The organism is Pseudomonas graminis, assembly GCF_004364335.1.
In the GTDB taxonomy this organism is placed as follows: Bacteria; Pseudomonadota; Gammaproteobacteria; order Pseudomonadales; family Pseudomonadaceae; genus Aquipseudomonas; species Aquipseudomonas graminis_D.
In genome coordinates, this window is record NZ_SOCR01000001.1 from 91,601 (window position 1) to 117,799 (window position 26,199).

Below are 26,199 nucleotides of genomic sequence, written 5' to 3' on the forward strand. Positions count from 1 at the left end.
TAGTGGGACCGGCTTCAGCCGGGAAGAGGCCCTTGGGTGCACCGTCAATTTTGCGGTGTGACCCATGACGCCTTACCGGCTAAAGCGGGTCCCGCAATGGTGTCCGGCGCCGGCGCCACTGAATGCACGCGATGCCTGGATGCATGATCGTCCCCACGCTTCGCGTGGGAATGCAGCCCGAAACGCTCCGCGTTCATGAACGGCGGTCCGTAGTCGGGGCGGCAGTGACGAAATAGTAGATGCGTCCTCCAATCTCGAACCGGTCGAGCACCCGCAGCGGGGGCTGCGGCGAGGATTCGCTTTCCATCACTACCACTCGGTCATCGCCCGGTGCCAGAAAGCGCTCCAGTTCGGTGCCGGCCATGACGCTTGGGAGCAGGCTCTGGCTATAGAACACGCTGGCACCCGCCAATCGTTCGCTGGGTTGAAACAGCGCCACCTGCACCCCTTGCTGTTGCAGGTCGTGGATTTTTTCCGTCAATGGCAGAAATGACAACTGCCTGTCCTCGCGCGGCGCCAGCCATTGCGCTGCACCCAGGTAAGTGACGACCACCAACAGGACACCTAGCCCGCTGATCCCTCGACGATGGCGCATCACCGCCGCCGCAACCGTCGAACCTTTAGCCTGCGCGCGGACCCTCGCCACAAGCACCGACGCATATTCGGCGGCAATGACCGCAGCGGCCGGTGCCAAGGACATGAGATAAACCGTGCGCTTGCTCGACGCCAGGGTCAGCAGGAGGAATTGCGCGCCGAGCCACAGGCTGAAGAACAACAGATAGCGGTTGCTCATCAATTGCCTGCGAAAGTGCCAAAGCCCCAGATACACCAACAGATTCCACGGCAAAAACGCTTCCGGCAGTTTCGCCAGGTAGTAATAGAACGGCTCATAATGCCCGGCTTCGGTGAACGAGCCGCTGAACCGGCCGACGCTGTTGGTCCACAGCACCTCTTTCAACGACGCTGTACCGCCCTGCCCGTACAGAAACCCGAGCCAGACAAGAAGCGGCACCAGCGCCAGCAGCGTGAAGGCTGCCGGGCGAATCCAGTCGGCGACCTTCAGGCGTTTTAATTGCACCGTTTCGAAGATCAGCCAGAAGAAGATCACCACGCCCGGCAGCGCCAGCCCCAACACCCCTTTGCTCAAGGTCGAAATCACGAGGCCCAGGGTAAACGCAAACCAGGGACCGAGCGCCGGCGCCCCGCGTCGCGCGCCCTCGCTGGCGTGGAAAAACGCCAGCAGCGCCAGGGTCACGCCGAGGGACAGCAACGCGTCCTCGCCCACTTGCCGCGTGTTGCTCCAGAAGCTGGCCGTTGTCGCCAGCATGAATGCCGCCAGCCAGGCCACAGAGGCCGGCCGGCCGAACCGCAACAGCATGGGGTAAAGGAGCAACACGCTGAACAGCCCGGCGAACGCCGACGCCAGGCGCACCGCCCAGGGCGTGGCCCCGAACACGCGGATCGCCGCCGCATCCAGCCAGACGCTCAGGGGTGGCTTCTCAAGAAAGGGCTGTCCGTTGAGGGTCGGCGTCACCCAGTTATCGCTCAGGTGCATCTCCATGGCGATGCCTGCCACCCGTGGCTCTGTCGAGTTTTGCAGCTGGTGATTGCCCAAGGCGAAGAAAAACAGCACAGCAACGAGCACGAACAGCGAGAGCGCACGAGACATCATCAAGGGAATACCGGCTGGGGAACGAATCATCAATGGATGGCTGTTGGCAGTATAGGCTGCGCTTTGTTGAAGGCTTGTCAACGACCTGTCAGCACTTGATCGGCCGGCCGAGTGGTTCAGTGGATGGCTGACAAACGCGCACTTACGGATGATCACTGGCATACTCTTTGCCACAATTCAAAGCGCCCAGGCACTTATAAGTGTGCAATCGAACATTAAACACTGACGGGGTTTTCACACTCCGGCCACATAACTTTTACGCCGACCGCCCGACAGGCCATGGATGACTGTTCTGAATGCACCCATGCAAAGGAGTGACAATTTGAAACGTATTTAAGACCGTTAAAAATTGACAATAAAATTGTCTGCGCTATGTGCGCACCTGTAAATCACGGTGAAGACGCCGCAGCGCCAGATAACTGCAAACTCGATATGACCGTCCAAAGGATTAGACACATGCGGATTTACTCATCGGCCCCTGCCCGATTCCTGCTGTTGGCAACCGGCACATGGCTCGCCCTCTTTTTTCTCACCCGTCTCGTTTTATTCACCACCCATCTGGATGAAGCCGGCAATCAGGTAATAGCCACTTTCATCACCGGCTTGCTCTACGACCTGGCATTCCTGACCTACGCCGCCGTGCCGCTGGGCATTTATGTCCTGCTCTGCCCGCCACGCTTATGGCGAGCTCGCGGGCATCGCTGGTTCCTCCAAGGGCTGATGACACTCAGTATTTTCGTGATGCTGTTTGTCGCTGTGGCCGAATGGCTCTTCTGGGACGAGTTCGGCGTGAGATTCAACTTCATCGCCGTGGACTATCTGGTGTATTCCGACGAGGTCCTCAACAACATCCTCGAGTCCTACCCCATCGGCAAACTGCTGACCGCCCTGGCGATCGTGGCAATAGTACTGAGCGCGATCATGAGCCGCGCCGTCGCGGCCACGATCAAAGCCCCGACACCGCCGCTGCGTAGCAGGCTGGCCGGTATCGCACTGCTGCTGGCGCTGGCGGCCGTCAGCCTGCAATTCGTCGATCAGGACAACCCTCGCGGTTTGGGCGGCAATGCTTATCAGCGTGAACTGGCGAGCAACGGTCCGTATCAGTTTTTCGCCGCATTCCGAAACAACGAGCTGGATTATCAGCAGTTCTACGCCACCCTGCCCGACCCTCAAGTCGCCGAGCAGATGCGCCGGGAGCTGGCCGAGCCGAACAGCCGATTTGTCGGCACTGACCCGGTGGATATCCGGCGCGCGATCGACAACCCGGGCACGACGCGCAACGCCAACATCGTATTGGTGACCATTGAGAGCCTGAGCGCCAAATACCTGGGCAGCAACGGCGACACGCGCAACCTGACGCCCTACCTGGATGCGCTGCGCAAGCAAAGCGTGTACTTCAATAATTTCTACGCCACCGGCACACGAACGGACCGCGGCCTGGAAGCCATCACCCTGTCCATTCCGCCGACGCCCGGACGTTCCATCGTCAAGCGCGTCGGTCGCGAGAGCGGTTTCGCCAGCCTGGGGCAGCAACTGAGCGCCGTCGGTTACGACAGCGTGTTTGTTTACGGCGGCCGGGGCTATTTCGACAACATGAATGCTTTTTTCAGCGGCAACGGCTACCGCGTGGTGGACCAGAGCAGCGTCAATGAACAGGACATTCATTTCAAAAATGCCTGGGGCATGGCCGACGAAGACCTTTACCAGCAGGCCCTGAATCTGGCGGATGCGGACTACGCTGCGAACAAACCGTTTCTGTTGCAGTTGATGACCACCTCAAACCACCGCCCTTACACCTTCCCAGAGGGACGCATTGACATACCTTCCGGCAACGGTCGCGACGGCGCGGTGAAATACACCGATTACGCCATTGGCAAGTTCCTTGAAAGCGCCCGCCAGAAACCCTGGTTCGACAACACGCTGTTCGTCTTCGTCGCTGACCACACGGCCGGCAGCGCAGGCAAGGAAGACTTGCCCATCGACAACTACCTCATTCCGCTGTTCATCTACGCGCCGAAGATGATCCAGCCCCGGGAGTTCTCTCAATTGGCGAGCCAGATCGATCTCGCGCCCACGCTGCTGGGGCTGCTGAATCTGGACTATCAGTCCACCTTCTTTGGCCGCAATCTGTTCCTCGATTCGGCCTTGCCGCCCCGGGTGGTGGTCGGTAATTACCAGCACCTTGGACTGTTCGACGGCAAGGATCTGGCCATTCTCAGCCCGCGCCAGGCCCTGCGCCGCCACGACAACGCGCTGGGGGAAAGTGTCGAAAGCCAATCAACCTCTGCCGATCCATTGATTGCCCGCGCCATCGCCTATTACCAGGTGGCAAGCGAAGGGTTCAAACAGCATTTGCTGGACTGGAAGCCTGACGCCTCAAAGCCTTGATCGGCAGGCGGGGACCGTAAGCGCGTACGGCAGACGAGCGGTGAGTGGGCGCCATCCAGTCATCGCTCGCAAGCCAGTAGGATCGCTTTGGCAGACGACAAGATATTCACGGCAGCCGAACCTATTTTTGACAAACGCCTGTCTAGGATCGCGCAACGTTTAGAGTGGCGGGTTTTATCTATGTTGGTTGTCGAGGATCTGGTGTTGGACACAAGCAAATACCGGGCGACCCGCGCCCAACGATCGCTCAAGCTCAACCCGACCAATATCGACATACTCGCGCTGCTGATGCTGAGAAGTCCCGACATCGTCAGCAAGGAAGAGATCGCGCAAATGCTGTGGGGCGAGCTGGGCGTGAACAAGAGCGGCGGTCTGGGTACGCGGGTCCATCAAATCAGAAAGATCGTTGATGACGGTTTTGCGTTCCCGCTGATTCATACGGTGTACGGCGTGGGTTATCAACTGTGCAAATAAGCCGTCGTTGATACCTCACGTCGTTTCAATCACCCGCTTTCATTGCCAGTTGCTTCCAGTCTTGCGGATTAAGTAAACCCCTGATGACCGGCCTGCTGTGTTTGTCCAGTGAGATGAACACCGCACTGTCATATTCGCTGGTATCGGCATGGGGGTACCCCTGCTTGCTTTCTATCTGACTGATGCAACCGCTATGGGTGACCAGCACGAGGTTATGGTCGCTCGTCTTGTGCGCCATGACCTGGGCAAGGTTCATCTTCTCGCAGTCAAACAGCCAGTCCTGTGACGCCACTGGATGGCCGAACAGGGATTCAGCGGTTTGCGCCGTGCGCGTGGAGGGGCTGGCGAGGATATCGGTCTGCGCCAACCCCAGCTGACTGAGCGAACGCCCCACTTCTGCAGACACCTGGCTGCCATTGCGGGTGATCCCGTCCTTTGGGCCAAGACACTCATTATCCGAACGGTCGCAGCGCTCGCCGTGGCGCACCAGCACCACCACTTCGCCTTTCTTCCAGCTCTCGTACAGGCCCGCCCTGCTCATGTTTTGCCCGCTGGCGAGGGCGATGGGTGAACGCGGCCAGTAGGTGTAACCGGTCAACAGCAGCAGCGAAACGACGATCGCGGCGGCGCTCAGCAGAACACGGAATCTATTGGCGCCTTTAAATAACTTACCCGCGCTGCGTGCGGGCGTGACATTAATGTGTTCGCGCATCGTGTCGCTCCGACTGTTCAGCCCATCGGCAGACGTAAGTCTGCGTCATTGAATGAAACGAAGCGTAAACAGCGATGCATGGTTATTTGGTAAACGGCACGTGAAAAAAACAGTGGTCATTGAAGGTTATTCATTTCCAAGCCGCAGGGAAATTGTCAGGCCTTGATGCGCGGACAAGCCATTACGTCATCTAAATGGAACGCCACAGACTTTTAAACATGAATGGCGTTTTCACATTCCCTTCACTGCCGCTTGACCCGTGACCGCTTATATTCCGTAAGCAGCCGGCAATCGGCAGGCGAAGTTGATGTTTCATCACTTATCAGGACACTCGAACGTGCCAACTGAACGATCAAGATTTTATGCGTGGAACCTGGGTTTGCCGATCGCCATTGCGCTGGCGATCTTCGTGGTCTTCGACCTGACTTCGCTGGACGAAATCATCAGCAACTGGCTGTATTACCCCAGCCACGAGTTCCCTTTTGGCCACAATCGCCTGTTCGAAAACCTGACCCACCGCTGGCCGCGCATCATCCCCGATCTCACGGGGGAAGCGGCCATCATCGGGTCGATTCTGTCGTTTGCCTGGCCGCTGTTGAAACCGGGGCGGCACGACCGGGCTATCAGGTTGCTGGAGACCTTGCGCATCGCCCCTGTGTTGCGCTTCACCGCTCGGCACCGTCGGGACTTCCTGTTTATCGTCGTGTCCTTCGCGATCATCACCGGCATGATCCATTTCTTCAAAAGCCACACCAGCATCTATTGCCCGGTGGAAACCACGCTATACGGCGGAACAATGGAGAAAAAGGAGTGGTTCGAGAATTTCAGCCTGTTCCATGAAGCCGGCGCCGGTCGCTGCTGGCCGGGCGGCCATGCGTCGGGCGGCTTCACCATGGTCGCGCTGTACTTCGTTGCGCGCCGCTATCAATGGCGCCATGCCCGGGCGATTCTCTATGCATCGATGGTTCTGGGCGCGATATACGGTACAACCCGCGTCCTGCAAGGCTGGCACTTTATGTCGCACACTTTCTGGGCCGGGGTGATTGTGTGGATCAGCGCGCTGCTCACCGCCCTTGCCTTTTATGGCTGGCGGCAACTTGCAACGTCCGTCGCGCAGGCTCCTTCCCCCATCGCGGCCGTCGCTCGATAGGCCACACAGCTCCCCGCATTACTGTCACACTGGCGACCGCCGAGCAAAATGATGGCTTCGGGCTATATATCCGTTTAGCTTAGGCGGTCCCCATTAATGGACCAGTCATACGCTGCTGCGGCAGTAATGTCTGCATACCCACTGCCGTTCATCCAGTCGCGGAAATCTATCCCGTCGTTCCAAGTCCATTTTTTTCGAATTACAGCGTCGAGAAGTCGCCCATGAAGTCGGACAACGTACAAATCGGCCCCCTGGACTTTCTCCTTGGCGGCGGCGAGATGGGGCAGCTGATCCGGGAGTTCGACTGGGCGTCGACCTCGCTGGGCGACCCGGCGGGCTGGCCGCAGTCCCTGCGTTCGGCCATCAGCATTTGCCTGCATTCCAGCTTCCCGACGGCGATCTACTGGGGCGAGGATTTCTGTCTGCTGTACAACGACGCGTGGGCGCCGATTCCGGCGGATCGCCATCCGGCCGTGCTGGGCCGCCCGGCGCAAGAAGTCTGGTCAGCGATCTGGGACGTCGTCGGCCCGCAGTTCGAGGCGGCGTACAAAAGCGCCGAAGCCTTTTCGACGTTCGATCAACTGTTGATGATGGAACGCGCTGGCAAGGTGAAGGAAAGCTGGTGGAATTACAGCCTGACGCCCATCCGCGGGGAAAACGGGCGCATCGCGGGCATCCTCAATCAAGGCCACGAGGTCACTGGCCGGGTCCTCGCCGAACGTCGGCGGACGGAGGAACTGGCCCGCCAACGCAAGATGTTCGAGCAGGCCCCCGGTTTCATTACCGTTCTCAACGGCCCCGAGCACCGCTTCGAATTCGTCAACCAGTCCTACACCCGGCTGTTCGGCGAGCGCAATTACGTCGGCAAAACCATCTACGAAGCGTTCCCGGAGCTGGCCGGCCAAGGGTTTTACGAGTGGCTGGACGGGGTCTACAGCACCGGCGAACGGCTGGTTCAGCAACGCACGCCGATCCAGCTCAATCACCCCGGTGCCCCGAGCGAGGTGCGCTACCTGGATTTCATCTACGAGCCGCTGCTGGATGAATCGGGCCAGGTGACGGGTATTTTCTGTGAAGGCTATGACGTTACCGAAGCGCATATCTCCAGGGTCGCACTGGAGGCCAGCGAAGCGGCCTTGCGCGAGCAGACCCGCACGCTGGAAACGCTGAATCGAGTGAGCGCGGAACTGGCCCTCGAACTGGACCTCAAGCGGCTGGTACAGACCGTGACCGATGCCGGCCGCGAGATGACCGGCGCCGAGATCGGCGGGTATTTTCACAGCGCCGGCCGCGATCATTTCGACCTCTTTACGCTGTCTGGCGCCGAGTCGCCGACATTGGCCCGGCTGCCAGGCCCGCGGGCGAGCCCGGTGTTTGCACCGGCGTTCCTGACTGAAGGCGTGATGCGTTCCGATGACATTCTGCTCGACCCACGCTATGGGCGGATTTCGCCGCACTTCGGCTTGCCCGACGGTCATGCGCCAGTGCGCAGCTACTTGGCGATGTCGGTCGTGTCGCGGTCGGGGGAGGTGCTCGGAGGCCTGTTCTACGGACACTCGGCGCCGGCGCAGTTCACGCTGCGTCATGAAAAACTGATGTCGGCGCTGGCGGCTCAGGCCGCCATCGCCATCGACAACGCAACGTTGTTTCAACAGGTGCAAAGCGCCAATGAAACCCTTGAACAGCGCGTGTTTGCCCGCTCAAGGGAATTGTCAGAAGCCCACTCGGCCCTGCGCCAGGCACACAAGATGGAGGCTGTCGGGCAGCTCACCGGCGGCATCGCCCACGACTTCAACAACTTGCTCGCCGGGATCATCGGCAGCCTGGAAATGATCGAGCGGCGCATCGCCAATGGCCGGATGGAGGGTCTGGACCGCTACCTCAACGCCGCCCACGATTCGGCGCATCGCGCCGCCACCCTCACCCAACGGCTGCTGGCGTTTTCCCGCCGCCAGACCCTCGACCCCAAACCCACCGACGTCAACCGTCTGGTGGCAGGCATGGGTCAGCTCATCTCGTCGACGATCGGCCCGTCCATCAACATAAGGACCATCGCCAGCGGCGACCTGTGGCTGAGCAAGATCGACGCACCGCAGCTGGAAAGCGCGCTGGTCAATCTGACGCTCAATGCCCGCGACGCCATGCCGAACGGCGGCGAACTCACTGTGCAGACCCGCAACGTCTCGGCTGACAGCGCTGCAGGCGTGGCCTCGCCACTGCCTGACGGCGACTTCGTGGAAATCAGTGTGAGCGACACCGGCACCGGCATCGCGCCGGAGGTTCTCGAGCGGATCTTCGACCCGTTCTTCACCACCAAGCCCATCGGCCAGGGCACCGGCCTGGGGCTGTCGATGATCCATGGCTTCGTGCATCAGTCCGGCGGGACCATTCAGGCGCGGTCCACCCACGGCATGGGCACGACGATTTCGTTGTATTTGCCGCGCTATCTAGGTGACCGCGAACAAGTGCCGTCCCGCTGCCCCTCGCAGCCCGGCACTCGCGGCGAAACCGTGCTGGTCATCGACGACGAGCCCCACGTGCGCATGCTGATGTGCGACGCCTTGCGCGAACGCGGTTATCAGGTCAACGAAGCGATGGACGGACCGTCAGGCTTGCAGATGCTGCAGTCGATGGCCTCGATTGATCTGCTGGTGACCGACGTCGGCCTGCCCGGCGGCATGAATGGCCGGCAGGTTGCCGACGCCGCGCGTGCCCTGCTGCCCTCCCTCGACGTGCTGTTCGTCACGGGTTACGCGCAAAACTCGGCGGTGAGTGGCGATCAACTGCCGAACGGCATGGCGGTGTTGCTCAAACCGTTCGGGATGGACAGCTTTGCGCAAAAGGTGGGCGAGATGCTCACGACGTTGGCACACCGGGGCAACACGCCAGTCACCGGCCGCGTCGTGGATGGCTGCTGAATCCGGCCCGGACTGACCCCCTTATCCCGTCGGTGCCGGTGACCCCGAGAATACGAGGCTGTGGCCCGGCACACCGGCACACGACCGATCAGTCAGTTTTTTTCGCCCGATCACGGAACTCACAGGCCTGGCATGCCCCTAAGCACGACGTCAGCGAACCGGCACAATGCCCGTTCCACGAGAGGTTTAGGTTTCCATGTCTTCCAGCAACCCATCCGCCGCCATAGGCCAACCAGACGAGCAGCGCACTTCGCCGCGTCGTCTGATTTTCATCTCGGTCCTTGTCGCCACCATGGGCGCACTCGCTTTCGGTTACGACACGGGCATCATCGCGGGCGCTCTGCCCTTCATGACCTTGCCGCTCGATCAGGGCGGCCTTGGCCTGAACCCCGTCAGCGAAGGGCTGATTACCGCATCGCTGATCGTCGGCGCCGCCTTTGGCTCACTGGCCAGCGGCTACCTGTCCGACCGCTTTGGCCGACGCGTGACCCTGCGCATGCTGTCGCTGTTGTTCATCGTCGGTGCCCTCGGCACGGCAACCGCCCCGTCGGTGCCGTTCATGGTCGCCGCGCGTTTTCTGCTGGGTATCGCTGTCGGCGGTGGCTCAGCCACGGTGCCGGTGTTCATCGCCGAGATCGCCGGTCCTTCCCGTCGCGCCCGGCTGGTCAGCCGCAACGAGCTGATGATCGTCAGCGGTCAGTTGCTGGCCTACGTGCTGAGCGCGGTGCTCGCGGCGTTGCTGCACACCCCTGGCATCTGGCGCTACATGCTGGCCATCGCCATGGTCCCGGGCGTGTTGCTGCTGATCGGCACGTTCTTCGTACCGCCGTCGCCGCGCTGGCTGGCCTCCAAAGGCCGCTTCGATGAAGCGCAGCAGGTGCTCGAACAACTGCGCGACACCAAAGACGCCGCCAAGCGCGAAGTCGAGGAAATGAAAACCCAGGAAAAGCAGGCCCACAAGCACGTCGCCGCTCGCGAGCTGCTGCGTCAGCCGTGGGTGTTGAAGCTGTTGCTGATTGGTGTCGGGCTTGGCTTTACCGCGCAGTTCACCGGCGTCAACGCGTTCATGTACTACACGCCGATCATCCTCAAACACACCGGCATGGGCACCAATGCTGCACTGACCGCGACCATCGGCAACGGCATCGTGTCGGTCATCGCCACGCTGCTGGGGATCTGGGCCATCGGCCGTTACGGACGTCGGCACCTGCTGATGACCGGTCTGGTCATCGTGATCATGATGCAGGCGGCGCTGGGTTGCGTGCTGATGTTCATGCCGCAGAACCTGACCCAGAGCTATGCGGCGCTGGCGTGCATTCTGGTGTTCCTGCTGTTCATGCAGATGTGCATCTCGCCGGTGTACTGGCTGCTGATGTCCGAGCTGTTCCCGATGCAGGTCCGTGGCCTGCTCACCGGCACGGCGGTGTCGATGCAGTGGCTGTTCAACGCCACGGTCGCCTTCCTGTTCCCGATTGCAGTGGACACCCTCGGCAACCCGACCTTCTTCGTGTTCGCGGCGATCAACATCGGCTCGCTGATCTTCGTGTTCCTGTGCCTGCCGGAAACCAAGGGCAAGTCCCTGGAGCAGATCGAGAAGCACATGAAGAAGGAGCTCTGAGGCCAGGTCTCGAGTCCCGGGCCTTGCGTCCGGGACGTTAAGACCGAGGGGCTTATACCGCGCACATTCAGCCGAGCAATTCGGTGATCCAGCGCACTTGCTGCGCGATTTCGTGAAGTTTCTGGTCCGGCACCGCCTGCCGCGCCTGCTGCAAGTTGGCCAACGTGCGCTGCTTGTAACGCAACAGGCGCCGCCACTTCTCGAGAAACGCAGGACTGCATTCGAGCATCAACAGCGGGCCGAAGTACAGCGCTTCAGGGCTGTACACCACCGGCCCGCTGCGCTCGGCGACGATGATTTCGTAGTCGAAGCGGTTCTCCCGCAGCATGTCCTCGTGGACAATGCGATACCCGTTCTCCATCAACCACTGGCGCAGCTCAGGCTCGCCGCCATTGGGCTGCAGGATCAACAGCTCCCTTCCGTTGAGCCGCCCTTTGCCGGCCTCAAAGATGTCGCGAATGGTCTCGCCGCCCATGCCGCAGAGGGTGATGGCGGTGATGCCGTCTTCGGCTTCAATCGCGGCAAGGCCATCGGCCAGGCGCACACGGATTTGCTCCTCGAAGCCGTTCTCGCGCACCGTACGCTCGGCCGCCCTGAACGGCGTCGTCGCCACCTCCCCTGCCACTGCCATCCCAATGAGCCCGCGGCGCATCAACGCCACCGGCAGGTAGGCGTGATCGGAGCCGATGTCGGCCAGTCGCGCGTCGGCAGGCACCAGGGCCGCCACGCGCTCCAGACGCCTGGACAATGTGTGTTCGTTCAACCTTGCAGCCCCTTTGCTCGCCACCGCCCGGCACGACCTGCCGAAACGGGGCGTGAGTCTGGCGGGCGGTGGCGCGGATTTCAACTGCGTTGAGACGTGGCCGGCGGATTAAGCATCGGGCACTAAGGCAGCTTGGCGATGACCTTGATCTCGAAATCGAAGCCATACAGCCAGGTCACGCCGACGGCCGTGATGGTCGGGTGCGGCGCCTCGCCCCAGAACTCCGGCACCACTTCCCAGGCTTTTTCGAAGGTCGACTGCGGGTCAACCATGAACACGGTGACGTCAATCACGTCATCGAAGGTGCAGCCGGCGGCGTTGAGGATGGCATTGAGATTGGTAAAGGCCAGCCGGACCTGGGCGCGCAGATCAGGCTCGGGCGAGCCGTCTTCGCGGCTGCCGACCTGCCCCGACACAAACAGCAAGCCGGCGGACTTGATCGCCGGCGAATAGCGATTGCGCTCGTACAACGCGTGGCGGCCGGGCGGGAATACAACGTCACGAACAGTCATTTGCTTTCTCCTTCAGCGGAGCGGGATGCTCCGTGGTTTCGATGGGCAGACTGTAGGGCTACGGATTCGCTGGATAAACCAGCAGCCCTGATCAAGACTGTTTGCATTGCCCAAACAATCAGGTGGCGCGATGGACCGTTTCGACGCGATGCAGGCCTTCGTCCGAGTCGTGGAAACCGGCAGCTTCACCAAGGCCGCCGGCACGTTGCACATGAGCAAGACCACGGTGACGCAACTGGTGCAACAGCTCGAAGCGCGGTTGCGGGTCAAGTTGCTCAACCGCACCACACGCAAGGTCAACGTCACGGCCGACGGCGCGGTGTTCTACGAACGTGCGCTGCGCGTGCTGGCGGATCTGGACGACGCCGAGACCGGTCTGTCCAGCGCCTCCGCTGCGCCACGAGGGCGTTTGCGCGTCGACGTGCCCAGTCCATTCGCGCGCATGGTGCTGATCCCGGCGCTGCCGGACTTCAACGCCCGCTTCCCCGACATTCAGATCGACCTGGGCGTGAGCGACCGCATGATCGACCTCATCGGCGAGAACGTCGACTGCGTGGTCCGCGGTGGCGAGCTGACCGACCAGTCGCTGATGGCGCGGCACATCACCGATTTGAAGCTGGGCGTCTACGCGGCGCCGGCCTACCTGCAGCGCGTAGGCACGCTGGGCCATCCCCGGGATCTTGAAGACCCGCAGCACTGCATCGTCGGTTACCGCTGGGCGCGCACCGGGCAGCTGTTCCCCATGGTGCTGCAGCGAAACGGCGAAAGGGTTCAGGTGCAGAGCCGCTACTTGCTCACGGTGGACGATGGCAACGCGTACCTCGCGGCAGGTCTTGCCGGCATGGGCGCCCTCTGGCTGCCGCAGTACATGGCCCAGCCGTCGGTGCTTAGCGGTGAGCTGGTGGCGCTGTTCGAGGACTGGCAGCTGGAATCCATGCCCATGTACGTGGCCTTCCCGCCCAACCGCCACATCAGCATCAAGCTGCGGGTGTTCATTGACTGGGTTGTAGAGTTGATGGGCGACGGGTACAACAGCCGATCTTCCGAAACGACTGAACAAGGAGCGACGCGCAATGGATGAAGCGATCAGTTACCGAGAAGCGACGGCCGAGGACGTGGCGGCAATCTGCGAACTGGGGCAGTTGCTCAACGCGATTCACCACGCTGAGCGTCCCGATATCTACACGGATGAACCCTGGACTACACCCGCGATGCCCCTCACTGGATGAGCTTTCTGAACAATCCGGAGCAGGTTATTTTCCTGGCGTTTGTCGGGGATCGGGCGGCGGGGTTTGTCAGCGCAGGGATGTTTTCAGCGGGCGGGCCATTGCTGCAGCCGATGGCATTCGCGCGAATCGGCTCAGTGTGCGTGGCCCAGGTTTTCTGGGGGAAGGGCTTGGGCCGTGGGCTGATCCAGCACGTGCAAGCGTGGGCGGTGGAACGCGGTGCCCAGGATATTCGCCTGTCGGTGTGGGGCTTCAATACCCATGCGCGACGGTTGTATGAAGAGCTCGGGTTTGAGACGCGGGCGTTTGAGATGGGCATGCGGTTGACGTGAGTGCCGTTCATCGCACCTGACAGAGACGTTGTAGACGACCGGTCAGTTTTGTCTTAAGGTGCTGCGCATTATGAAGAAACCCAACCTGGAAATGCGCCAACACCTCATCGACGTCGCCAAGTCGCTGATGACCCACAAGGGCTATACCGCCGTGGGCCTGGCAGAAGTGGTGAGCGCGGCGGGCGTGCCGAAAGGCTCGTTCTACTATTACTTCAAATCGAAGGAAGAGTTCGGCGCTGCGTTGCTCGATGAGTACTTCTCCGAGTACCTCGGCCGCGTCGACACCGTCATGACGCGCTCGGGCAGCGGGGTCGAAAAGCTGCTGGCTTACTTCGATTACTGGATCGAGACCCAGGGCACCGATCACCCGGAAGGCAAATGCCTGGTGGTCAAGCTGGGCCCGGAAGTCTGCGACCTGTCCGAGGACATGCGCAGGGTGCTGGAGGCCGGCACGGCAAAGATCATCAAGCGCATCACCGCCTGCGTGGACATGGGCGTGGCAGACGGCAGCCTGCACATCGAAGAAGGCAGCGAAGCCTTCGCCGAAACCCTGTATCAACTGTGGCTGGGCGCTTCCCTTCTGGTGAAGGTGAACAAGTCCACCACGTCCTTCGACACGGCCATGAGCCTGACCCAACGCCTGCTTCGGTAGCAGGCGCTTTTTTTTCAAAGATTGGTAGACGACCGGTCAAATATGCGAGTAATTCTCAATGATTGATATCAGTAACAGAACCGACTTGTTTTCCCCCGTGCAGATGGGTGCTATCGAAATGGCCAACCGCATTGTCATGGCCCCCGTTACCCGCAGCCGCTACGACGAAGACGGCGTGCCCGGTGAACTGCACGCCACCTATTACGCCCAGCGCGCCACCGCCGGGATGATCGTTGCCGAAGCCACCAACATCTCGGCCCAGGGACGCGGCTATGCGGCGACGCCCGGGATCTGGAGCGAAGCGCAGGTCGCCGGCTGGCGCATCGTCACCGACGCCGTACACGCGGCCGGCGGCAAGATCGTCAGCCAGCTCTGGCATGTGGGCCGATTCTCCAGCGTCGACCTGCAGCCCAACGGCGAAGCCCCGGTCGCGCCTTCCGCCATTCAGGCTGAGGGCAACACGTACACGGCCAACGGCTTCGTCCCGGTGTCGATGCCCCGCGCGCTGGAGACCGACGAGATCCCCGGCATCATCGAGCAGTACAAGCAAGCGGCCGAGAACGCCAAGCGCGCAGGCTTCGACGGCGTTGAGGTTCACTCGGCGAACAGCTACCTGCTCGACCAGTTCCTGCGCGATTCCACCAACCAGCGCACCGACCGATACGGCGGCTCGATTGAAAACCGCGCGCGGCTGACGCTGGAAGTCACCCAGGCGATCGTTGATATCTGGGGCAGCGACCGCGTGGGCATTCGCCTGTCGCCGGTAACGCCCGACGCGGGTAACACGCCGCCGGACAGCAACGTCATGGCGTTGCACGGTTACCTGATTCAGCAGTTGAACCGCTTCAATCTGGCGTACCTGCACTTTGTCGAAGGCGCGACCGCCACGTCCCGTGAAGTGCCGGAAGGCGTCGACATGGATGCGCTGAGTGCGCAGTTCAACGGCCCGTTCATTGGCAACAACAACTACGACCTGGACATGGCCATCGAGCGCCGCGCCCAGGGCAAGATCGACGCCGTCGCGTTCGGCCGCCTGTTCATCTCCAACCCGGACCTGGTCGCACGTCTGCGCCACGGCGCCGAACTGACCATCGCCCCCCGTGAAAGCTATTACGGCGGAGGCGCCAAGGGCTACACCGACTGGCCGCTGGGCACTTACTAACAGCGCTGGCAACCGCACCGCTTTCAAGCACCGCATTCAATAACGGCTAAACGGCAAGGCTTTCCCAGGAAAGCCGACGCTGCCCGCACGCCTTGAATTTGAGGAAACAAGAACATGAATTACCTGGAAAAGAAAACCGCCATCGTCACCGGCGCGTCGTCAGGGATCGGCGCTGCAACCGCCCGAGCATTGGCCGCTCAAGGGGTCAACGTTGTGGCTGCCGCGCTGGACGAAAAAGCCCTCGCAGCCCTTGTCAGCGAACTCCGCTCGGCCGGTTACGAGGCATCCAGCTTCGTCACCGACGTGACCGACGCTGAACAGACCCGCGCCCTGGCGCAGTTCGCCAAAGACACCTACGGCTCGGTCGACATCCTCGTCAACAACGCCGGCCTGATGCTGTTCTCCAACTGGGTCGACCTCGTGACCCAGGACTGGAACGCCATGATCGACGTCAACATCAAGGGCTACCTGAACACCATCGCCGCCGCCCTGCCCTTCATGCTCGACCAGAAATCCGGGCAGATCCTCAACATGGATTCGGTGGCCGGCCACCAAGTCGGCCCCGGCGCCGGCGTCTACAGCGCGACCAAATTCTTCGTGCAGGCCATGACCGAATCCATGCGCAAAGAACTGGGCGTGCAGCACGGCATCCGCGTCAACACCGTCAGTCCGGGCGTCATCAACACCGGCTGGGCTGACAAAGTCACCGACCCGGCTGGCCGCAAAGCCGCACAAGCGCTTAACGAAATCGCCATCGCGCCGGAAGACATCAGCCGCGCCGTCATCTACGCGCTGAATCAACCGGCCAACGTCACCGTCAACGACCTGATCATCTCACCCACCCGGCAGGACTGGTGATGGCGCGGCTGTTGGTCATTGAAGCTATCGCTTATCTAACTCAAACCCTGGAGTCATAAACATGAGCAAGAACATCAAAGCCGTTGCTACACACGACTACAACGCTGTGATCGACACCGCCAGCCGCTACGTTGAAGGGCTGCGCAAAGGCAGTGTTGCGACGATCAAACAGGCCTTTCATGAAGAGGCGGTGATGTATGGCTTTACCAACGGGCAGCTTCTGGGCGGGCCGATCAGCAACTTGTATGACTTTGTCGAGAGCAACGGTAAGGCGGCAGACATCACGACTCGGCTGGATGTGTTGGCGATTACACCGACCACGGCAGTTGTGCGGGTGGATATGGAGAAGGATGCGATCGGCGCGGATTACAACGACTACCTGACGTTGATCAAGATCAATGGGGACTGGAAGGTGATTGCGAAGGTTTATCACCAGTTTGAGGGGTAGGTTTTCTGAGCGCAGGCTCTGGGGCTTAGGCCTCGGAGCTTGTGCGCCGGGTTGGCGCGGCTTGGTGTCGAGCGCCTTCGTGGCTGGTTTTTTGAATGCGCGTTTGTGAATCAGGAGATAGACGTTATGGCTTTGGTTGAATACAGCGCAGGTCTGCCGTGCAGTGCGGATCAGGCGTGGAAGGTACTGCGGGATTTTGGCGGGATTGCGGATTGGCATCCGGCGATTGTGAAGAGTGGTATTGAGGGTGGGGCTGGGGTTTTAGGGGGGGTGCGGTCAGGCGGCTGGAGCTTGCGGACGGCGCGGTGTTGCGGGAGCGTTTGACCGAGTTTGATGATGGGATTAGAGCGTTGGCTTATGTGTTTGAAGAGTCGCCGTTGCCGGTGGACGGGTATCGGGCGCAGGTTCGGGTGGATGAGGTTGCGGGTGTGGTAGAGCGGTGTGTGGTGTGCTGGAACGCGCGGTTTGAGGTGCGGGAGGCTGGGACGGAGGGGGAATTTGAGGAGTTGGTCAGGGGGTTGATTGTGCAGGGGCATGAGGGTTTGGAGGGGGGTGTTCGGGGTTGATGGTGGGCGTCTGAGATTGAATTGGGCGATGCGCACGCCAGCGCCCGACCGAGGCACGGCGCGCCGGGTTTCGACGTCCATTGGGGATCAAGTGAGACGGGCCAGGCAGACGCCCGACTAATGGCGCCGGGAAGCAAGCCAGTTGAACAGCCTGCCCAGCCACCAGCGGCTGCGTGCTTCGCGTATTTCATCAATCTGCATGAACGTGTAAGGCGTGAGCCTGTTCTTTTCTCTCTTGCGCAGTGTGCGTAACCCCCTGATACGGTCGCGAGCGTGGATCAGCATGCAAACGGTGGCAAACAGGAAAATCAGAATGATCAAAATGCCGGTGGTGAACGGAGTGACTGATTTAATCACTGCACCTGCGGCCAAGGTCCCAACACCGGCAATCAACCCTTCCGCTCCCGCGGATGTGGAAGATACGGAAAATGAAACCCTGTTATCGGATACGTCGAACGCGAACCCTCGAGGAGGCGTTAGATAAAGGCCAGCATACAGCGTCGCGATGAAACCCAATAACAACCCGGCGGTTATACGTCCCTCAGTCGGAGATTCTCCCAAGTCATCCGTGACCACGGTATAACTGACCCACGCGGGGGCAAGGGCCAAGAGAAAAATCATCAAAGTGAAGTAACTTAGGGCGAATGTCGTATAACGCTCACACCAATATCTCATGTAAAGCGTATAACCTGAGAGCAAGAAAAACAGCAGCCCGTACACCCATCCGTCTGTGGATGAACGCAAGATACCGACGACGCCCAAGCCAATGGCAACTATGAAGAGCGTCCGTGTCAGGGCGTTGACAGTTCGGGCGTCAGGATCGTAGATAGTGGACATTTAGACGCTAGCTCCTTGCATGTGGTACCGGTGTGTACCTATCGCACATCGCGCGGCGGGCTAATCTTCCCACACCCACTCTAACGATTTTTTCTTCGATGCGGATACACAGAACCATCATGACCAGCGGCCTATGAATGAGGCAGCACGCCGTGCGCGTATCCTCTCCACCTCCATGAACGTGTAGCTCACCCGCTCCTTGAGCTCCTGCTCCTTCAAACTGCGAAGAGACGCAATACTGACCCGATGGTAAAAGAGCATGAACAGTGAGATTGCGAAAAAGATAAAGGCAAGCAATAAAGCGGGAGAGTCGTAGGAATGGACCATAGGGTAGATCATGCTCGACAGTGCCGCCCCTATTCCGCCCTGCAGCGACTGGTTTCGGAAAGGAGGTGCGGTCACCTCGACCCGATTTCCCCGGGCAACGAGTACCGTTGTTCGACTTCTCCACCTGTACAGCGCTACGTAGATGACGAATGCGATGAGCAGCGGAATGCACGCCAATGAAAGTGATGTGAGTGGTCCTAATCTCAATTGCTTGTGCGCTGCGATCAATACTAGAAGAAATGTAAAACCTGGTGCAAAGGCGAGATTCAGAAAAAGCCTGAGGTTGGCATATCGGGTGAATTTTTCGGTGCGGTAGGCGCAATCGAAACACCACCGACTCAACCACACCACCGCCGCGCACATCGGAAGAAATAAAAGGCTGGGCAGAATACCTGCAGACAACACCGCTTGGATCGTGAACAAGAGCCAGGTGCTGAAGATGATGGACATGAAACGGTGTGGATCTGTATCAAACATCAGTAATTCCCTACTGCTTATTTGAGCGTCACTGGTCGGCCCATTCACTCACTGATGAAGAGCCGAGCCCGGCACCTCAAGCCTGCAGTCTACTGCTGAGGGCGCTGGAGGGTAGCCGTCATCCCTCAAGTGCGGGATCTCATCCGGGGTAAGCGGTTAGATTTTGGTGTGCTGCATGGTGGGCATCCTTTCCTGTCTTCGGCGTGACAACGCAAGTGTCGCACAACCTATAGCTGCTGCGCCCCAAGTGGGGGTATCGGCCAGTGCGACCGACTGCCCGAGTCTAAGCAGTGAGTGTTGGGCTGCGCTCGGGACTTGTGGCCTGGGTCTTTGTGTCAGTGCAGTCACAGCCCTGAGCACCTACCTCAGCTGTCACTCCATGAAATCATCATTCTCGCGATAATAAATAAGCCCTGCCAGATAGTCGTCGGCGTCAGGACTCACTGATCTTTGATCGAGGACGGAAATGGTTATTTACCATGGAAACTTTCCGGATCTGTAAACCTTGAGGAGCCACTCAATACACTCGCTGAGACAACCTTTGGAGACAGCTTCACCGATCAGCGCAAAGTCGTCCGCGACATACCCCGCTGCTTCTGCATTGGAGGTCAGTCGAAACACGGCCTTGAATACTGACTCACGGAGATTCGTAACCTCGATCTCGTCAGCATGATGTAGATAAGGCTTGCTGCTTAATGCTCGTTGACTCTCGGTCCATGCATTATCAAATTCCGCCTGATCCCGCTGACCAAGGCTTTCGTCCCAATTGTCGACAGCGGATAATCCCTCGAAGAAACGGGTCTCGCTTATTTCGCGATGCAATTTATCTAGGTCTGGGGACGCCATCTAGTAGAACTCTCTTTAATCTCTTGGGTTTCCGCCATCAACGCGGCTAAATTTTCATAGACAATCATGCCCCCCTGCCTATGAAAATCGCTACAAGAAGTATTATCGCAATCACGTCGATTCGTCGATGCATCTCGGTTATGCCTAAGACCTAGCTCTGTAGAGTGAAATTACGATCGTCAACAGCGATTCTTGCATCAACGGCAGGCAAAATTACTGCCTATGACAGCGAGATTGAATCGCATGCTCCGCCTGATTCCGCCGAGAAGTCTTAACACTATTCGTTTTATAGCAAACAAACTGGGACCACCGACTTCTAAAACAAGTATTAAACATCACAAAATTGATTTATAAGCCACCCTTAGTTGACTAGCATACTTCTTGCTATTGGGTATGCGGATTGCTTTTAAATATGAATCTAGTAACTCCGGCTTAGATACGAGCAGACACAACTCAATAAGATAAATATTCAAGAAATTTTTGTAAAAAGGATGCACCTTCAGCACCACATCATCGTCGTCCTCTTCGCACTTCCCCTCTTGATCGTTTTCAGTGCCGTTGATCAACCTCAATTTGGCAGAGAAAAAATCAACAAACTGGTGCTTATTCTCTGCGACCTTTTTAAGGTCCGCTATCGAAACGCTTGCGGCATTCATTTTATTAACATCGTGACCGAGCAAAATTTCAGCAACCGCCTCGTCATTGACTGCGACTTTCCGCCCTATTCTTAAGAATTCGAGAAGCTCTACATAGGTGTCGCTTCCAATCCAATCGCATACATCATTAACATCTACCATATATCCAACTCCTTATCGGCTGGAGGACAAGCCGTGTAACGTATACAATTGATGTGTAGCCTTGCATTTTTTCTTCAGTGTACTTGAAGGAATTGCCAAAGCTGATATCTAAAGCATAAAAGCACTGATCAAGGTTACTATCCACCCGACCACTAAATCAGTGAATCACTCAACAATCCAAATAAGTCAAGACAGATTGAAGTACACTTCTAGGAAATCATTAAAATTCGACCACTGCGGCTTTAGTTTTCCTTGTGTAAAGCCAATCAGATCTTGACCTAGCGACAATTCTACAACATCGCCGGTGATTATATTATAAAAAAACCCGCCTTCACCTTCAAAACTATCCAAAGGAAGATATTCCTTAGGAATATTAAGAGTTTCATGCGCTCGCTTTAAGGCAAGTTCATAATTGGAGTTTTTAGAAAACCAACAAACTTGGTAGATTTCTCTTCCGTTTTGGATAAAGGTGGGACCGTCCTCCACGTGAAGGTAAAATTCTGCGAAATCGCACGAAATGTCCACACCCAATTTTTGTAGCTCGACTTCATAATCGGGGCTTGCGTCATCGAACCACCAACCTTCAGCTTTGCAAAAATCAACAACCTTGCTAGAGAGCATTTTATTTACCCACAGCTTGCAGAAACTCTGGAACCACCAGAGTTTCGTCTATTGATTTCCGATTGAGCGCGCGCCCTCCACTAAGCGTCCCGATCGCCATTAAATAAATCGCTATCTACCGAATTGATCGGGTGTTGGCCCAGCACATGAGGGTGCAACGCATTTGTTTTGCCGAAATCTTCAGGTGTATCTGCCGTCAACTCGAAGAGCGAGCCGAGGGCGTCTTGCTTAGAATGGTAAGCTTTCAGCTATGAAAAACCGCCGTTCTTCCCAACAACAGAACTTCTACCCCCTTATTCAAGTACTGACTCGCAAGTCCCCATCAGTAACTACTGATACACCGTATGCACAATTCCTGAAGGGACCGTTTCGGTTGATCACTTCAGTGAGCTGAACGTTGTCGTCGTAGCGGTAATGGGCGAGGATATCACCGGAAATATTACCGACTAAACAATTGAGGTCGGTCAGGCCACACTTGGTCAGTAGCTGCGCTGATTACGCGCCCACTCAAAAAAAACACGATTAATGATCAAAATTTAACCATTAATATTCAGATTATAGAAACCATGTTTACATGCCACCCCATCAACTAAATTCCTGTCCACTGCCCAAGGGGCCTAGTGCCCCCTCTATAAGCTCTAGATCAAAGGATTTGTTTCTAATAATCTTTTTGTTGGCTTTTATCTTTTCAACCACTTCTTCACTTATGATTTCTGGATTACAGGCGACGGCACAATGAATAAACACTGCCGGATATGCATAATCGGTAGGTGAGTGCAAAACATCCTCGATGGTCCTAGGACCTGGCACTATACACCCCGTGATCATAGGGATATAGTAACTTTCAAGGGAGTTTCTAATTCGCTTACACACAGACCCAACTTGTTCCGGAGGTGGAAGATAGATGCTGCCGTATACATTATCGCTAAATTTTTTATCCTGTCTTCCAGACGTCGTAAACGCAAAGCATGCATCGCTAAACAAATGACTTTTGTAAGGAGGGTCAATTTTAGAGGAGCACTCAAAGATAGGGCCGCCGAAAACGCGGCCATTAAGGATATAGGCATTAGACTTTACCAAGTATTGAAAATCAAGCTCTGCAACAACTTTCTTGTCGTAGATAAATCTAATGCCACTTTTCAAAACCTTAATCGATATTTCAGAAACCGCTATACCTTTAAGTTCCTGAAAAAGCTCACTTTCAAAATAAATTCGATTTTCTTTACTCATAAATCACCGACATTTCAAAACATTGAAAGTGGCATCATGTATCGCACCCTTGCCACCTAGATCTTTACCTGGCTTGCCCTTAGTATCAAATTTAAAGGTTCCCGCCGTACCTCGAGATGTTTTTATAGTACCACCACCCAAATGCTGCGCAGTGTTAGCCGGACTAGACATATCGTAGACCCCAGAGGCTTTCTGGTTTTTTGTGAGCCCTCCAGAACCATGCTTTACCTCGAAAACATGAAGGTTCTCGTGCCCATCTTTTGCAACAATATCAGCGCGAACTCTACTGCCATTAACCTTCATTGTCACCTCTTGAGCGACAATCTCATACCCATTCTGTTCGAGGTCATGGACGGCCTTAGCCGTACCTTTGTCCCCACTTACGGAGCTTTTGCATAGGCCAAAAGTGTCTATCCAGCCAGTGGTGTTGGGACCATATTGATATAGGTTAAATCCGCCTAATAAACCAATCGGATCTTGCGTTATGAACCGACCCACCTCCGGATCGTAGTACCTGAAAGTGTTGTAATGCAGCCCGGTCTCGTCGTCGAAGTATTGACCCTGAAAACGAAGGTTCTGCTCCACCTGATTCACGGCAAGCGTCTCGACTTCGCCCCACGCCTTGTACGTCGCCTGCCAAACGATCTGGCCATCGACATCCGTCATCTCAAGCGGCGTGCCAATCTGGTCAGTGTGGAAGTAGTAAAGCTTCTGCTCTGGCTCACCTTCACTCTGGTCAATCCGCGCAAGTGGGGCGTAGCTGCCCGGCTCGTAAATATAGAGGCTGCTCTGCCAAGGCGTTTCCTCACGCAGCATCCGCAGGCCCTGCCACAGAAAGTGCTTGTGCTCGGTCTGACCTCCAATCTCGGACGTTTTGCCAACGCGGCGACCCAGACTGTCATACCGATACGTGCCAACGCTGTGCACCTGGCTGTTAACCATCGTTTCCGCACGCACGAGCCGGTTTTCGCAGTCGTAGGTGAACGTCTGCAGCTTGGAAAAGCCCGACCGTTTCTCAATCAGGTTGCCCCAAGCGTCGTAGGTATATTCCTGATCGCGCCATTGCTTGATTCGGTTGTCTTTCACCTGATCAAATTGGCTGGTATTGAAGTTCAGCCGGTTGGCTGCAGCGTCGTATCGGAACTCTTCGCTATCTACTAGACGGCCAGTGTCGCGACTGTGCAGTTGGCCATTGGCTTCATATTCGTACTTGATCTCGCCGCGCAGTTTGTCCAGCGTGCGGGTCAGTTCGCCCGCCGGGTCGTACTCGTAGCGCCGATGGATCAGGTTGTACGCATGATCGACCAGCAGCGAGGTGTTGATGCCTGGGTTCTGGATCTGCGACAACTTTTCAGCCGGAATGGTTGATGCAAACTGCCAGCTCTTGCGGCCCATCGCGTCATAGCCAAAGCAACTAGTCAGCTTGCCTTGAGAGCGGTAGACCTCTCGATGCAGATCGTCGCGCTCCATGTCGCTGATCAACAATCCATCGAGGTTGAGCTGATGCAGGTGGCCACTGCCGTAATACAGATGATTGAGATGTTGGCCAGTCGGCAACGTCAGCGTAGTCAGGTTACTGAGCGGATCGTATTCGTAAGCCAGCGCACCTTGAGATGTAGTTTCTTTTACCAAACGACCTAGCAGGTCATAGCTGAAGTCTAGCGTCTCTTCCGCAACGCCCAGTTTCTTGCCAATGCCTGAAGGCAGCCGGTGAATGCTGAGCAACCGGTCCGCTTCGTCATAACTGTAATCCTGCCGCGCATCCTGATTCACTTTGGCCAGCAACCGGCCAATCACATCACGCTCAAATTCGGTGCTGCATTGCGGCCGCTCTGCCCTATCGCCGTAGCCGATTTCCTCAACCTGCGTCAGATGCCCGCCGATGTTGTAGCTAAACCGGCGGGTCAGGTTGTCGATGCGCTTTTCTTCGATCAGACGATCCGATGCATCGTAGGCAAATCGGTACGCAGCATTGTTTTCGTTTACGAGGGCAGTCAGGCGAATCGCCTTGTCGTACTCGTAACTGATGCGCTGCCCCTTGGCGTCCTGGCGGCTGGCAGGCAGCCCGCGCGCCGTGCGCAGCAGACGCGTAATCTGGCCTTTGCCATCTGTGTGCGTCAGGACCTGACCAAGAGCGTTGTAGGTAAAGGACTCAGCGGTGCCGTCCGGGTGCTCGATGCGCACCACTTCGCCGTCAGGCTTGCGCTCAAGTCTTGTCGTCTAATTCAAAGCGTCGGTGACGGCGACCAGATGGGAACGATCATCGTAGGTATAAAACGTACTTTTGCCAGAGCAATCCTGAAACCGCTCCACCTGCGCCAGCTCGTTCCACCACAGGTATTTGGATTTGTGTGTGGCGTCGATGATGGTGTGCGGCAAACCATCGTCGCTTGTGCAGATGTTCGATGCGCAGCACTTAGCCATGGGGATTACGATCAAATCTACTTGTAGACTTCATCGTATCGACAGTTTCAAGATGCCAGCGTTTTCCATCGTCGTGCTACAAGCCCTCGCGCATAGAAACGAAACCATCGAACCTGAAAAAGACCACGACGGCTGTAGCAAATTAATATCCAGGTTCTGGCTCTGCGCTCTCGATATCTACAGCAAGAAGCGGCGCGATCTCGGGATCAGCACCTGTTCGCTGAACTGTAATCACTGCAAGTAATGGTCCAAATTCGCCTGGAATGGGATCAAAAGCCCTCAAGTGCACATCTACTGACACACCTTCGCCACTGCCTGGCAGCGCTATTTTCGGCCATTCTTGCGTCCGACATAATGGCCAGTTCAGCAATTGCTCGCCGGGGACTACGCTAAGCTCCTGGATATCGTCCCTAACCTTATATCTACCATTGAACTGAGGTAAAGGCACATTCGGAACGAGATCAACATCCTCGCACTTGGCAAGCCCGTGAATATAGTAGTGCCAGGGCGTCATACCCCATACCAAAACTAGCAGACCTGCTTCAAATAAATAATTAGCGATTTCCGTCTCACAAAACTCTTTCTGCAGATCAATTATCTCACCAGAAAGGTTTTGTTTAATTAAGGCATCCATTTTATCTATGTCAGCGAGAAAAAAACCCAGCCGCGCAGCGCCATCGTACACGCCCCCCGGATAACGCTCAATTTCTGACGGAGCCTTACCTAGTTCAGAAAGCACTGCAGTTACGTTGACGATCTCACTGTATTCAAGCATGGGCTTAATATGATCGGGCACCTCACCTAGCGCCTCCAATGGCCTATCCAAGTAAATAGCCAAATCTAGGTGATAGATGCCAGCGGGTAATGGTGCCGAGTCAAGAGTAACTCGCTCACCGGCAACCTCAATAGAAATAGTTTCGGCTGTAGACGACAGATTTATGACAACCTGTTTTTTTGATAATAATGTGGACTTAAATGTTGGACCGTAATCGAAACAACCCACATTTCTGGTCCATCGAAAAATGACTTTACGCTGCTCCTCTGAAAATCGTGAGAAGTCATAATCGCGAAGATCTATTGAAGTGCCGCCTAAACTTATAGTCGCATTCGCGACAACCCTTGAATCGTTCAAAGTAAGATACTTGCTTTCAAAGCTTAACATCAACTACACCCCCCCTACGGCGAACCC

At 57.2% G+C, this 26,199-nt stretch carries 27 protein-coding genes; 14 read left to right on the forward strand and 13 right to left on the reverse strand.

Translation table 11 applies throughout. The annotated features are described in order from the left end of the window. Positions 1 to 193: 193 nt before the first annotated feature. Positions 194 to 1,672, reverse strand: a complete 1,479-nt coding sequence (locus EC919_RS00385) for an ArnT family glycosyltransferase (RefSeq protein ID WP_133770154.1) — start codon at positions 1,670 to 1,672, stop codon at positions 194 to 196. A 456-nt stretch (positions 1,673 to 2,128) separates the two neighbouring features. On the opposite strand from EC919_RS00385, the gene EC919_RS00390 reads away from it, so the two are divergent. Both EC919_RS00390 and EC919_RS00395 read left to right on the forward strand, forming a co-directional pair. Continuing rightward, positions 2,129 to 4,060 carry an LTA synthase family protein gene (locus EC919_RS00390; RefSeq protein ID WP_133770156.1) on the forward strand — a complete coding sequence of 644 codons (1,932 nt, stop codon included), beginning with the start codon at positions 2,129 to 2,131 and terminating at the stop codon, positions 4,058 to 4,060. A gap of 180 nt (positions 4,061 to 4,240) precedes the next feature. Next, positions 4,241 to 4,534, forward strand: a complete 294-nt coding sequence (locus tag EC919_RS00395) for a winged helix-turn-helix domain-containing protein (RefSeq protein ID WP_133770158.1) — start codon at positions 4,241 to 4,243, stop codon at positions 4,532 to 4,534. Between the two features lie 25 nt (positions 4,535 to 4,559). On the opposite strand, the gene EC919_RS00400 is transcribed toward EC919_RS00395, so the two are convergent. Continuing rightward, positions 4,560 to 5,246 carry a histidine phosphatase family protein gene (locus EC919_RS00400; protein ID WP_133770160.1) on the reverse strand — a complete coding sequence of 229 codons (687 nt, stop codon included), beginning with the start codon at positions 5,244 to 5,246 and terminating at the stop codon, positions 4,560 to 4,562. 337 nt (positions 5,247 to 5,583) lie between these two features. Here EC919_RS00400 and EC919_RS00405 point away from each other — a divergent pair, with 337 nt between their 5' ends. The 3 genes from EC919_RS00405 to EC919_RS00415 all read left to right on the forward strand — a co-directional run bounded on the left by EC919_RS00405 (position 5,584) and on the right by EC919_RS00415 (position 10,932). Then, on the forward strand, positions 5,584 to 6,396 hold the full coding sequence (locus tag EC919_RS00405) for a phosphatase PAP2 family protein (protein ID WP_133770162.1): 813 nt from the start codon (positions 5,584 to 5,586) through the stop codon (positions 6,394 to 6,396). A 221-nt stretch (positions 6,397 to 6,617) separates the two neighbouring features. Next, entirely contained in the window at positions 6,618 to 9,314 is a 2,697-nt protein-coding gene (locus EC919_RS00410; protein ID WP_166650456.1) for an ATP-binding protein, read from the forward strand. 196 nt (positions 9,315 to 9,510) lie between these two features. Then, positions 9,511 to 10,932 carry a sugar porter family MFS transporter gene (locus tag EC919_RS00415; protein WP_133770164.1) on the forward strand — a complete coding sequence of 474 codons (1,422 nt, stop codon included), beginning with the start codon at positions 9,511 to 9,513 and terminating at the stop codon, positions 10,930 to 10,932. Positions 10,933 to 10,999: 67 nt separating this feature from the next. On the opposite strand, the gene EC919_RS00420 is transcribed toward EC919_RS00415, so the two are convergent. Beyond that, positions 11,000 to 11,695, reverse strand: a complete 696-nt coding sequence (locus EC919_RS00420) for a tRNA (adenine(22)-N(1))-methyltransferase (RefSeq protein ID WP_133770165.1) — start codon at positions 11,693 to 11,695, stop codon at positions 11,000 to 11,002. Positions 11,696 to 11,817: 122 nt separating this feature from the next. After that, positions 11,818 to 12,207, reverse strand: coding sequence for a RidA family protein (locus EC919_RS00425; protein ID WP_108119461.1), 390 nt, complete (start codon positions 12,205 to 12,207; stop codon positions 11,818 to 11,820). Positions 12,208 to 12,337: 130 nt separating this feature from the next. Between EC919_RS00425 and EC919_RS00430 the strand changes: the two genes are divergently transcribed. From EC919_RS00430 to EC919_RS27695, 9 genes are all read left to right on the forward strand, one after another. Next, positions 12,338 to 13,288, forward strand: coding sequence for a LysR family transcriptional regulator (locus EC919_RS00430; RefSeq protein WP_133770167.1), 951 nt, complete (start codon positions 12,338 to 12,340; stop codon positions 13,286 to 13,288). Then, positions 13,281 to 13,436: a hypothetical protein gene (locus EC919_RS27625; protein WP_347876974.1), complete on the forward strand. Its 156-nt coding sequence runs from the start codon at positions 13,281 to 13,283 to the stop codon at positions 13,434 to 13,436. Before EC919_RS00430 ends, EC919_RS27625 begins: the two co-directional genes overlap by 8 nt. After that, complete coding sequence (locus tag EC919_RS00435) at positions 13,433 to 13,765, forward strand: GNAT family N-acetyltransferase (protein ID WP_347876975.1); 333 nt, start codon at positions 13,433 to 13,435, stop codon at positions 13,763 to 13,765. The genes EC919_RS27625 and EC919_RS00435 overlap by 4 nt, the downstream gene beginning before the upstream one ends. A 70-nt stretch (positions 13,766 to 13,835) precedes the next feature. Further along, the gene (locus EC919_RS00440; protein WP_133770169.1) at positions 13,836 to 14,417 is read left to right on the forward strand and encodes a TetR/AcrR family transcriptional regulator; all 582 of its coding nucleotides are present in this window, start codon (positions 13,836 to 13,838) and stop codon (positions 14,415 to 14,417) included. A 58-nt stretch (positions 14,418 to 14,475) separates the two neighbouring features. Further along, positions 14,476 to 15,579 carry an alkene reductase gene (locus EC919_RS00445; protein WP_133770171.1) on the forward strand — a complete coding sequence of 368 codons (1,104 nt, stop codon included), beginning with the start codon at positions 14,476 to 14,478 and terminating at the stop codon, positions 15,577 to 15,579. A 114-nt stretch (positions 15,580 to 15,693) separates the two neighbouring features. Further along, a complete protein-coding gene (locus EC919_RS00450) occupies positions 15,694 to 16,437 on the forward strand; it encodes an SDR family oxidoreductase (protein WP_133770173.1) in 744 nt (247 codons plus the stop codon). A gap of 61 nt (positions 16,438 to 16,498) precedes the next feature. Then, on the forward strand, positions 16,499 to 16,885 hold the full coding sequence (locus tag EC919_RS00455; RefSeq protein ID WP_133770175.1) for a nuclear transport factor 2 family protein: 387 nt from the start codon (positions 16,499 to 16,501) through the stop codon (positions 16,883 to 16,885). A gap of 126 nt (positions 16,886 to 17,011) precedes the next feature. After that, positions 17,012 to 17,209, forward strand: a complete 198-nt coding sequence (locus tag EC919_RS27690) for an SRPBCC family protein (RefSeq protein WP_133770177.1) — start codon at positions 17,012 to 17,014, stop codon at positions 17,207 to 17,209. Beyond that, positions 17,170 to 17,451: an SRPBCC family protein gene (locus tag EC919_RS27695; RefSeq protein WP_133770877.1), complete on the forward strand. Its 282-nt coding sequence runs from the start codon at positions 17,170 to 17,172 to the stop codon at positions 17,449 to 17,451. Before EC919_RS27690 ends, EC919_RS27695 begins: the two co-directional genes overlap by 40 nt. A 117-nt stretch (positions 17,452 to 17,568) precedes the next feature. Here the strand turns inward: EC919_RS27695 and EC919_RS00470 are convergent, their stop codons facing one another. The 9 genes from EC919_RS00470 to EC919_RS00510 form a co-directional block, all read right to left on the reverse strand. Continuing rightward, complete coding sequence (locus EC919_RS00470; protein ID WP_133770179.1) at positions 17,569 to 18,288, reverse strand: hypothetical protein; 720 nt, start codon at positions 18,286 to 18,288, stop codon at positions 17,569 to 17,571. A gap of 117 nt (positions 18,289 to 18,405) precedes the next feature. Further along, positions 18,406 to 19,092 (reverse strand): hypothetical protein, encoded by a 687-nt coding sequence (locus EC919_RS00475; RefSeq protein ID WP_133770181.1) that lies wholly within the window; start codon positions 19,090 to 19,092, stop codon positions 18,406 to 18,408. A 474-nt stretch (positions 19,093 to 19,566) separates the two neighbouring features. Then, positions 19,567 to 19,938 (reverse strand): hypothetical protein, encoded by a 372-nt coding sequence (locus EC919_RS00480; RefSeq protein ID WP_133770183.1) that lies wholly within the window; start codon positions 19,936 to 19,938, stop codon positions 19,567 to 19,569. A gap of 335 nt (positions 19,939 to 20,273) precedes the next feature. Then, the gene (locus EC919_RS00485; protein ID WP_133770185.1) at positions 20,274 to 20,735 is read right to left on the reverse strand and encodes a hypothetical protein; all 462 of its coding nucleotides are present in this window, start codon (positions 20,733 to 20,735) and stop codon (positions 20,274 to 20,276) included. 186 nt (positions 20,736 to 20,921) lie between these two features. Beyond that, the gene (locus tag EC919_RS00490) at positions 20,922 to 21,356 is read right to left on the reverse strand and encodes a hypothetical protein (RefSeq protein WP_133770188.1); all 435 of its coding nucleotides are present in this window, start codon (positions 21,354 to 21,356) and stop codon (positions 20,922 to 20,924) included. Between the two features lie 585 nt (positions 21,357 to 21,941). Beyond that, positions 21,942 to 22,586: a hypothetical protein gene (locus tag EC919_RS00495; RefSeq protein WP_133770190.1), complete on the reverse strand. Its 645-nt coding sequence runs from the start codon at positions 22,584 to 22,586 to the stop codon at positions 21,942 to 21,944. A gap of 3 nt (positions 22,587 to 22,589) precedes the next feature. Next, positions 22,590 to 24,773 (reverse strand): RHS repeat-associated core domain-containing protein, encoded by a 2,184-nt coding sequence (locus tag EC919_RS00500; protein ID WP_133770191.1) that lies wholly within the window; start codon positions 24,771 to 24,773, stop codon positions 22,590 to 22,592. 33 nt (positions 24,774 to 24,806) lie between these two features. Continuing rightward, positions 24,807 to 25,010: an RHS repeat protein gene (locus EC919_RS27700; protein ID WP_133770193.1), complete on the reverse strand. Its 204-nt coding sequence runs from the start codon at positions 25,008 to 25,010 to the stop codon at positions 24,807 to 24,809. Between the two features lie 142 nt (positions 25,011 to 25,152). Then, complete coding sequence (locus EC919_RS00510; RefSeq protein ID WP_243842160.1) at positions 25,153 to 26,172, reverse strand: hypothetical protein; 1,020 nt, start codon at positions 26,170 to 26,172, stop codon at positions 25,153 to 25,155. Positions 26,173 to 26,199 lie beyond the last annotated feature (27 nt).

What these genes read in the sequence shown, in the direction of transcription:
- EC919_RS00495 (WP_133770190.1), bottom strand. Translation starts at nt 22,586, where the DNA reads ATGAGTAAAGAAAATCGAATTTATTTTGAAAGTGAGCTTTTTCAGGAA.
- EC919_RS27700 (WP_133770193.1), bottom strand. Translation starts at nt 25,010, where the DNA reads ATGGCTAAGTGCTGCGCATCGAACATCTGCACAAGCGACGATGGTTTG.
- EC919_RS27625 (WP_347876974.1), top strand. Translation starts at nt 13,281, where the DNA reads ATGGATGAAGCGATCAGTTACCGAGAAGCGACGGCCGAGGACGTGGCG.
- EC919_RS00470 (WP_133770179.1), bottom strand. Translation starts at nt 18,288, where the DNA reads ATGTCCACTATCTACGATCCTGACGCCCGAACTGTCAACGCCCTGACA.
- EC919_RS00450 (WP_133770173.1), top strand. Translation starts at nt 15,694, where the DNA reads ATGAATTACCTGGAAAAGAAAACCGCCATCGTCACCGGCGCGTCGTCA.
- EC919_RS00490 (WP_133770188.1), bottom strand. Translation starts at nt 21,356, where the DNA reads ATGCTCTCTAGCAAGGTTGTTGATTTTTGCAAAGCTGAAGGTTGGTGG.
- EC919_RS00445 (WP_133770171.1), top strand. Translation starts at nt 14,476, where the DNA reads ATGATTGATATCAGTAACAGAACCGACTTGTTTTCCCCCGTGCAGATG.
- EC919_RS00480 (WP_133770183.1), bottom strand. Translation starts at nt 19,938, where the DNA reads ATGGCGTCCCCAGACCTAGATAAATTGCATCGCGAAATAAGCGAGACC.
- EC919_RS00390 (WP_133770156.1), top strand. Translation starts at nt 2,129, where the DNA reads ATGCGGATTTACTCATCGGCCCCTGCCCGATTCCTGCTGTTGGCAACC.
- EC919_RS00400 (WP_133770160.1), bottom strand. Translation starts at nt 5,246, where the DNA reads ATGCGCGAACACATTAATGTCACGCCCGCACGCAGCGCGGGTAAGTTA.
- EC919_RS00410 (WP_166650456.1), top strand. Translation starts at nt 6,618, where the DNA reads ATGAAGTCGGACAACGTACAAATCGGCCCCCTGGACTTTCTCCTTGGC.
- EC919_RS00415 (WP_133770164.1), top strand. Translation starts at nt 9,511, where the DNA reads ATGTCTTCCAGCAACCCATCCGCCGCCATAGGCCAACCAGACGAGCAG.
- EC919_RS27690 (WP_133770177.1), top strand. Translation starts at nt 17,012, where the DNA reads ATGGCTTTGGTTGAATACAGCGCAGGTCTGCCGTGCAGTGCGGATCAG.
- EC919_RS00440 (WP_133770169.1), top strand. Translation starts at nt 13,836, where the DNA reads ATGAAGAAACCCAACCTGGAAATGCGCCAACACCTCATCGACGTCGCC.
- EC919_RS00435 (WP_347876975.1), top strand. Translation starts at nt 13,433, where the DNA reads ATGAGCTTTCTGAACAATCCGGAGCAGGTTATTTTCCTGGCGTTTGTC.
- EC919_RS00385 (WP_133770154.1), bottom strand. Translation starts at nt 1,672, where the DNA reads ATGATGTCTCGTGCGCTCTCGCTGTTCGTGCTCGTTGCTGTGCTGTTT.
- EC919_RS00455 (WP_133770175.1), top strand. Translation starts at nt 16,499, where the DNA reads ATGAGCAAGAACATCAAAGCCGTTGCTACACACGACTACAACGCTGTG.
- EC919_RS00430 (WP_133770167.1), top strand. Translation starts at nt 12,338, where the DNA reads ATGGACCGTTTCGACGCGATGCAGGCCTTCGTCCGAGTCGTGGAAACC.
- EC919_RS00485 (WP_133770185.1), bottom strand. Translation starts at nt 20,735, where the DNA reads ATGGTAGATGTTAATGATGTATGCGATTGGATTGGAAGCGACACCTAT.
- EC919_RS00510 (WP_243842160.1), bottom strand. Translation starts at nt 26,172, where the DNA reads ATGTTAAGCTTTGAAAGCAAGTATCTTACTTTGAACGATTCAAGGGTT.
- EC919_RS00425 (WP_108119461.1), bottom strand. Translation starts at nt 12,207, where the DNA reads ATGACTGTTCGTGACGTTGTATTCCCGCCCGGCCGCCACGCGTTGTAC.
- EC919_RS00395 (WP_133770158.1), top strand. Translation starts at nt 4,241, where the DNA reads ATGTTGGTTGTCGAGGATCTGGTGTTGGACACAAGCAAATACCGGGCG.
- EC919_RS00475 (WP_133770181.1), bottom strand. Translation starts at nt 19,092, where the DNA reads ATGTTTGATACAGATCCACACCGTTTCATGTCCATCATCTTCAGCACC.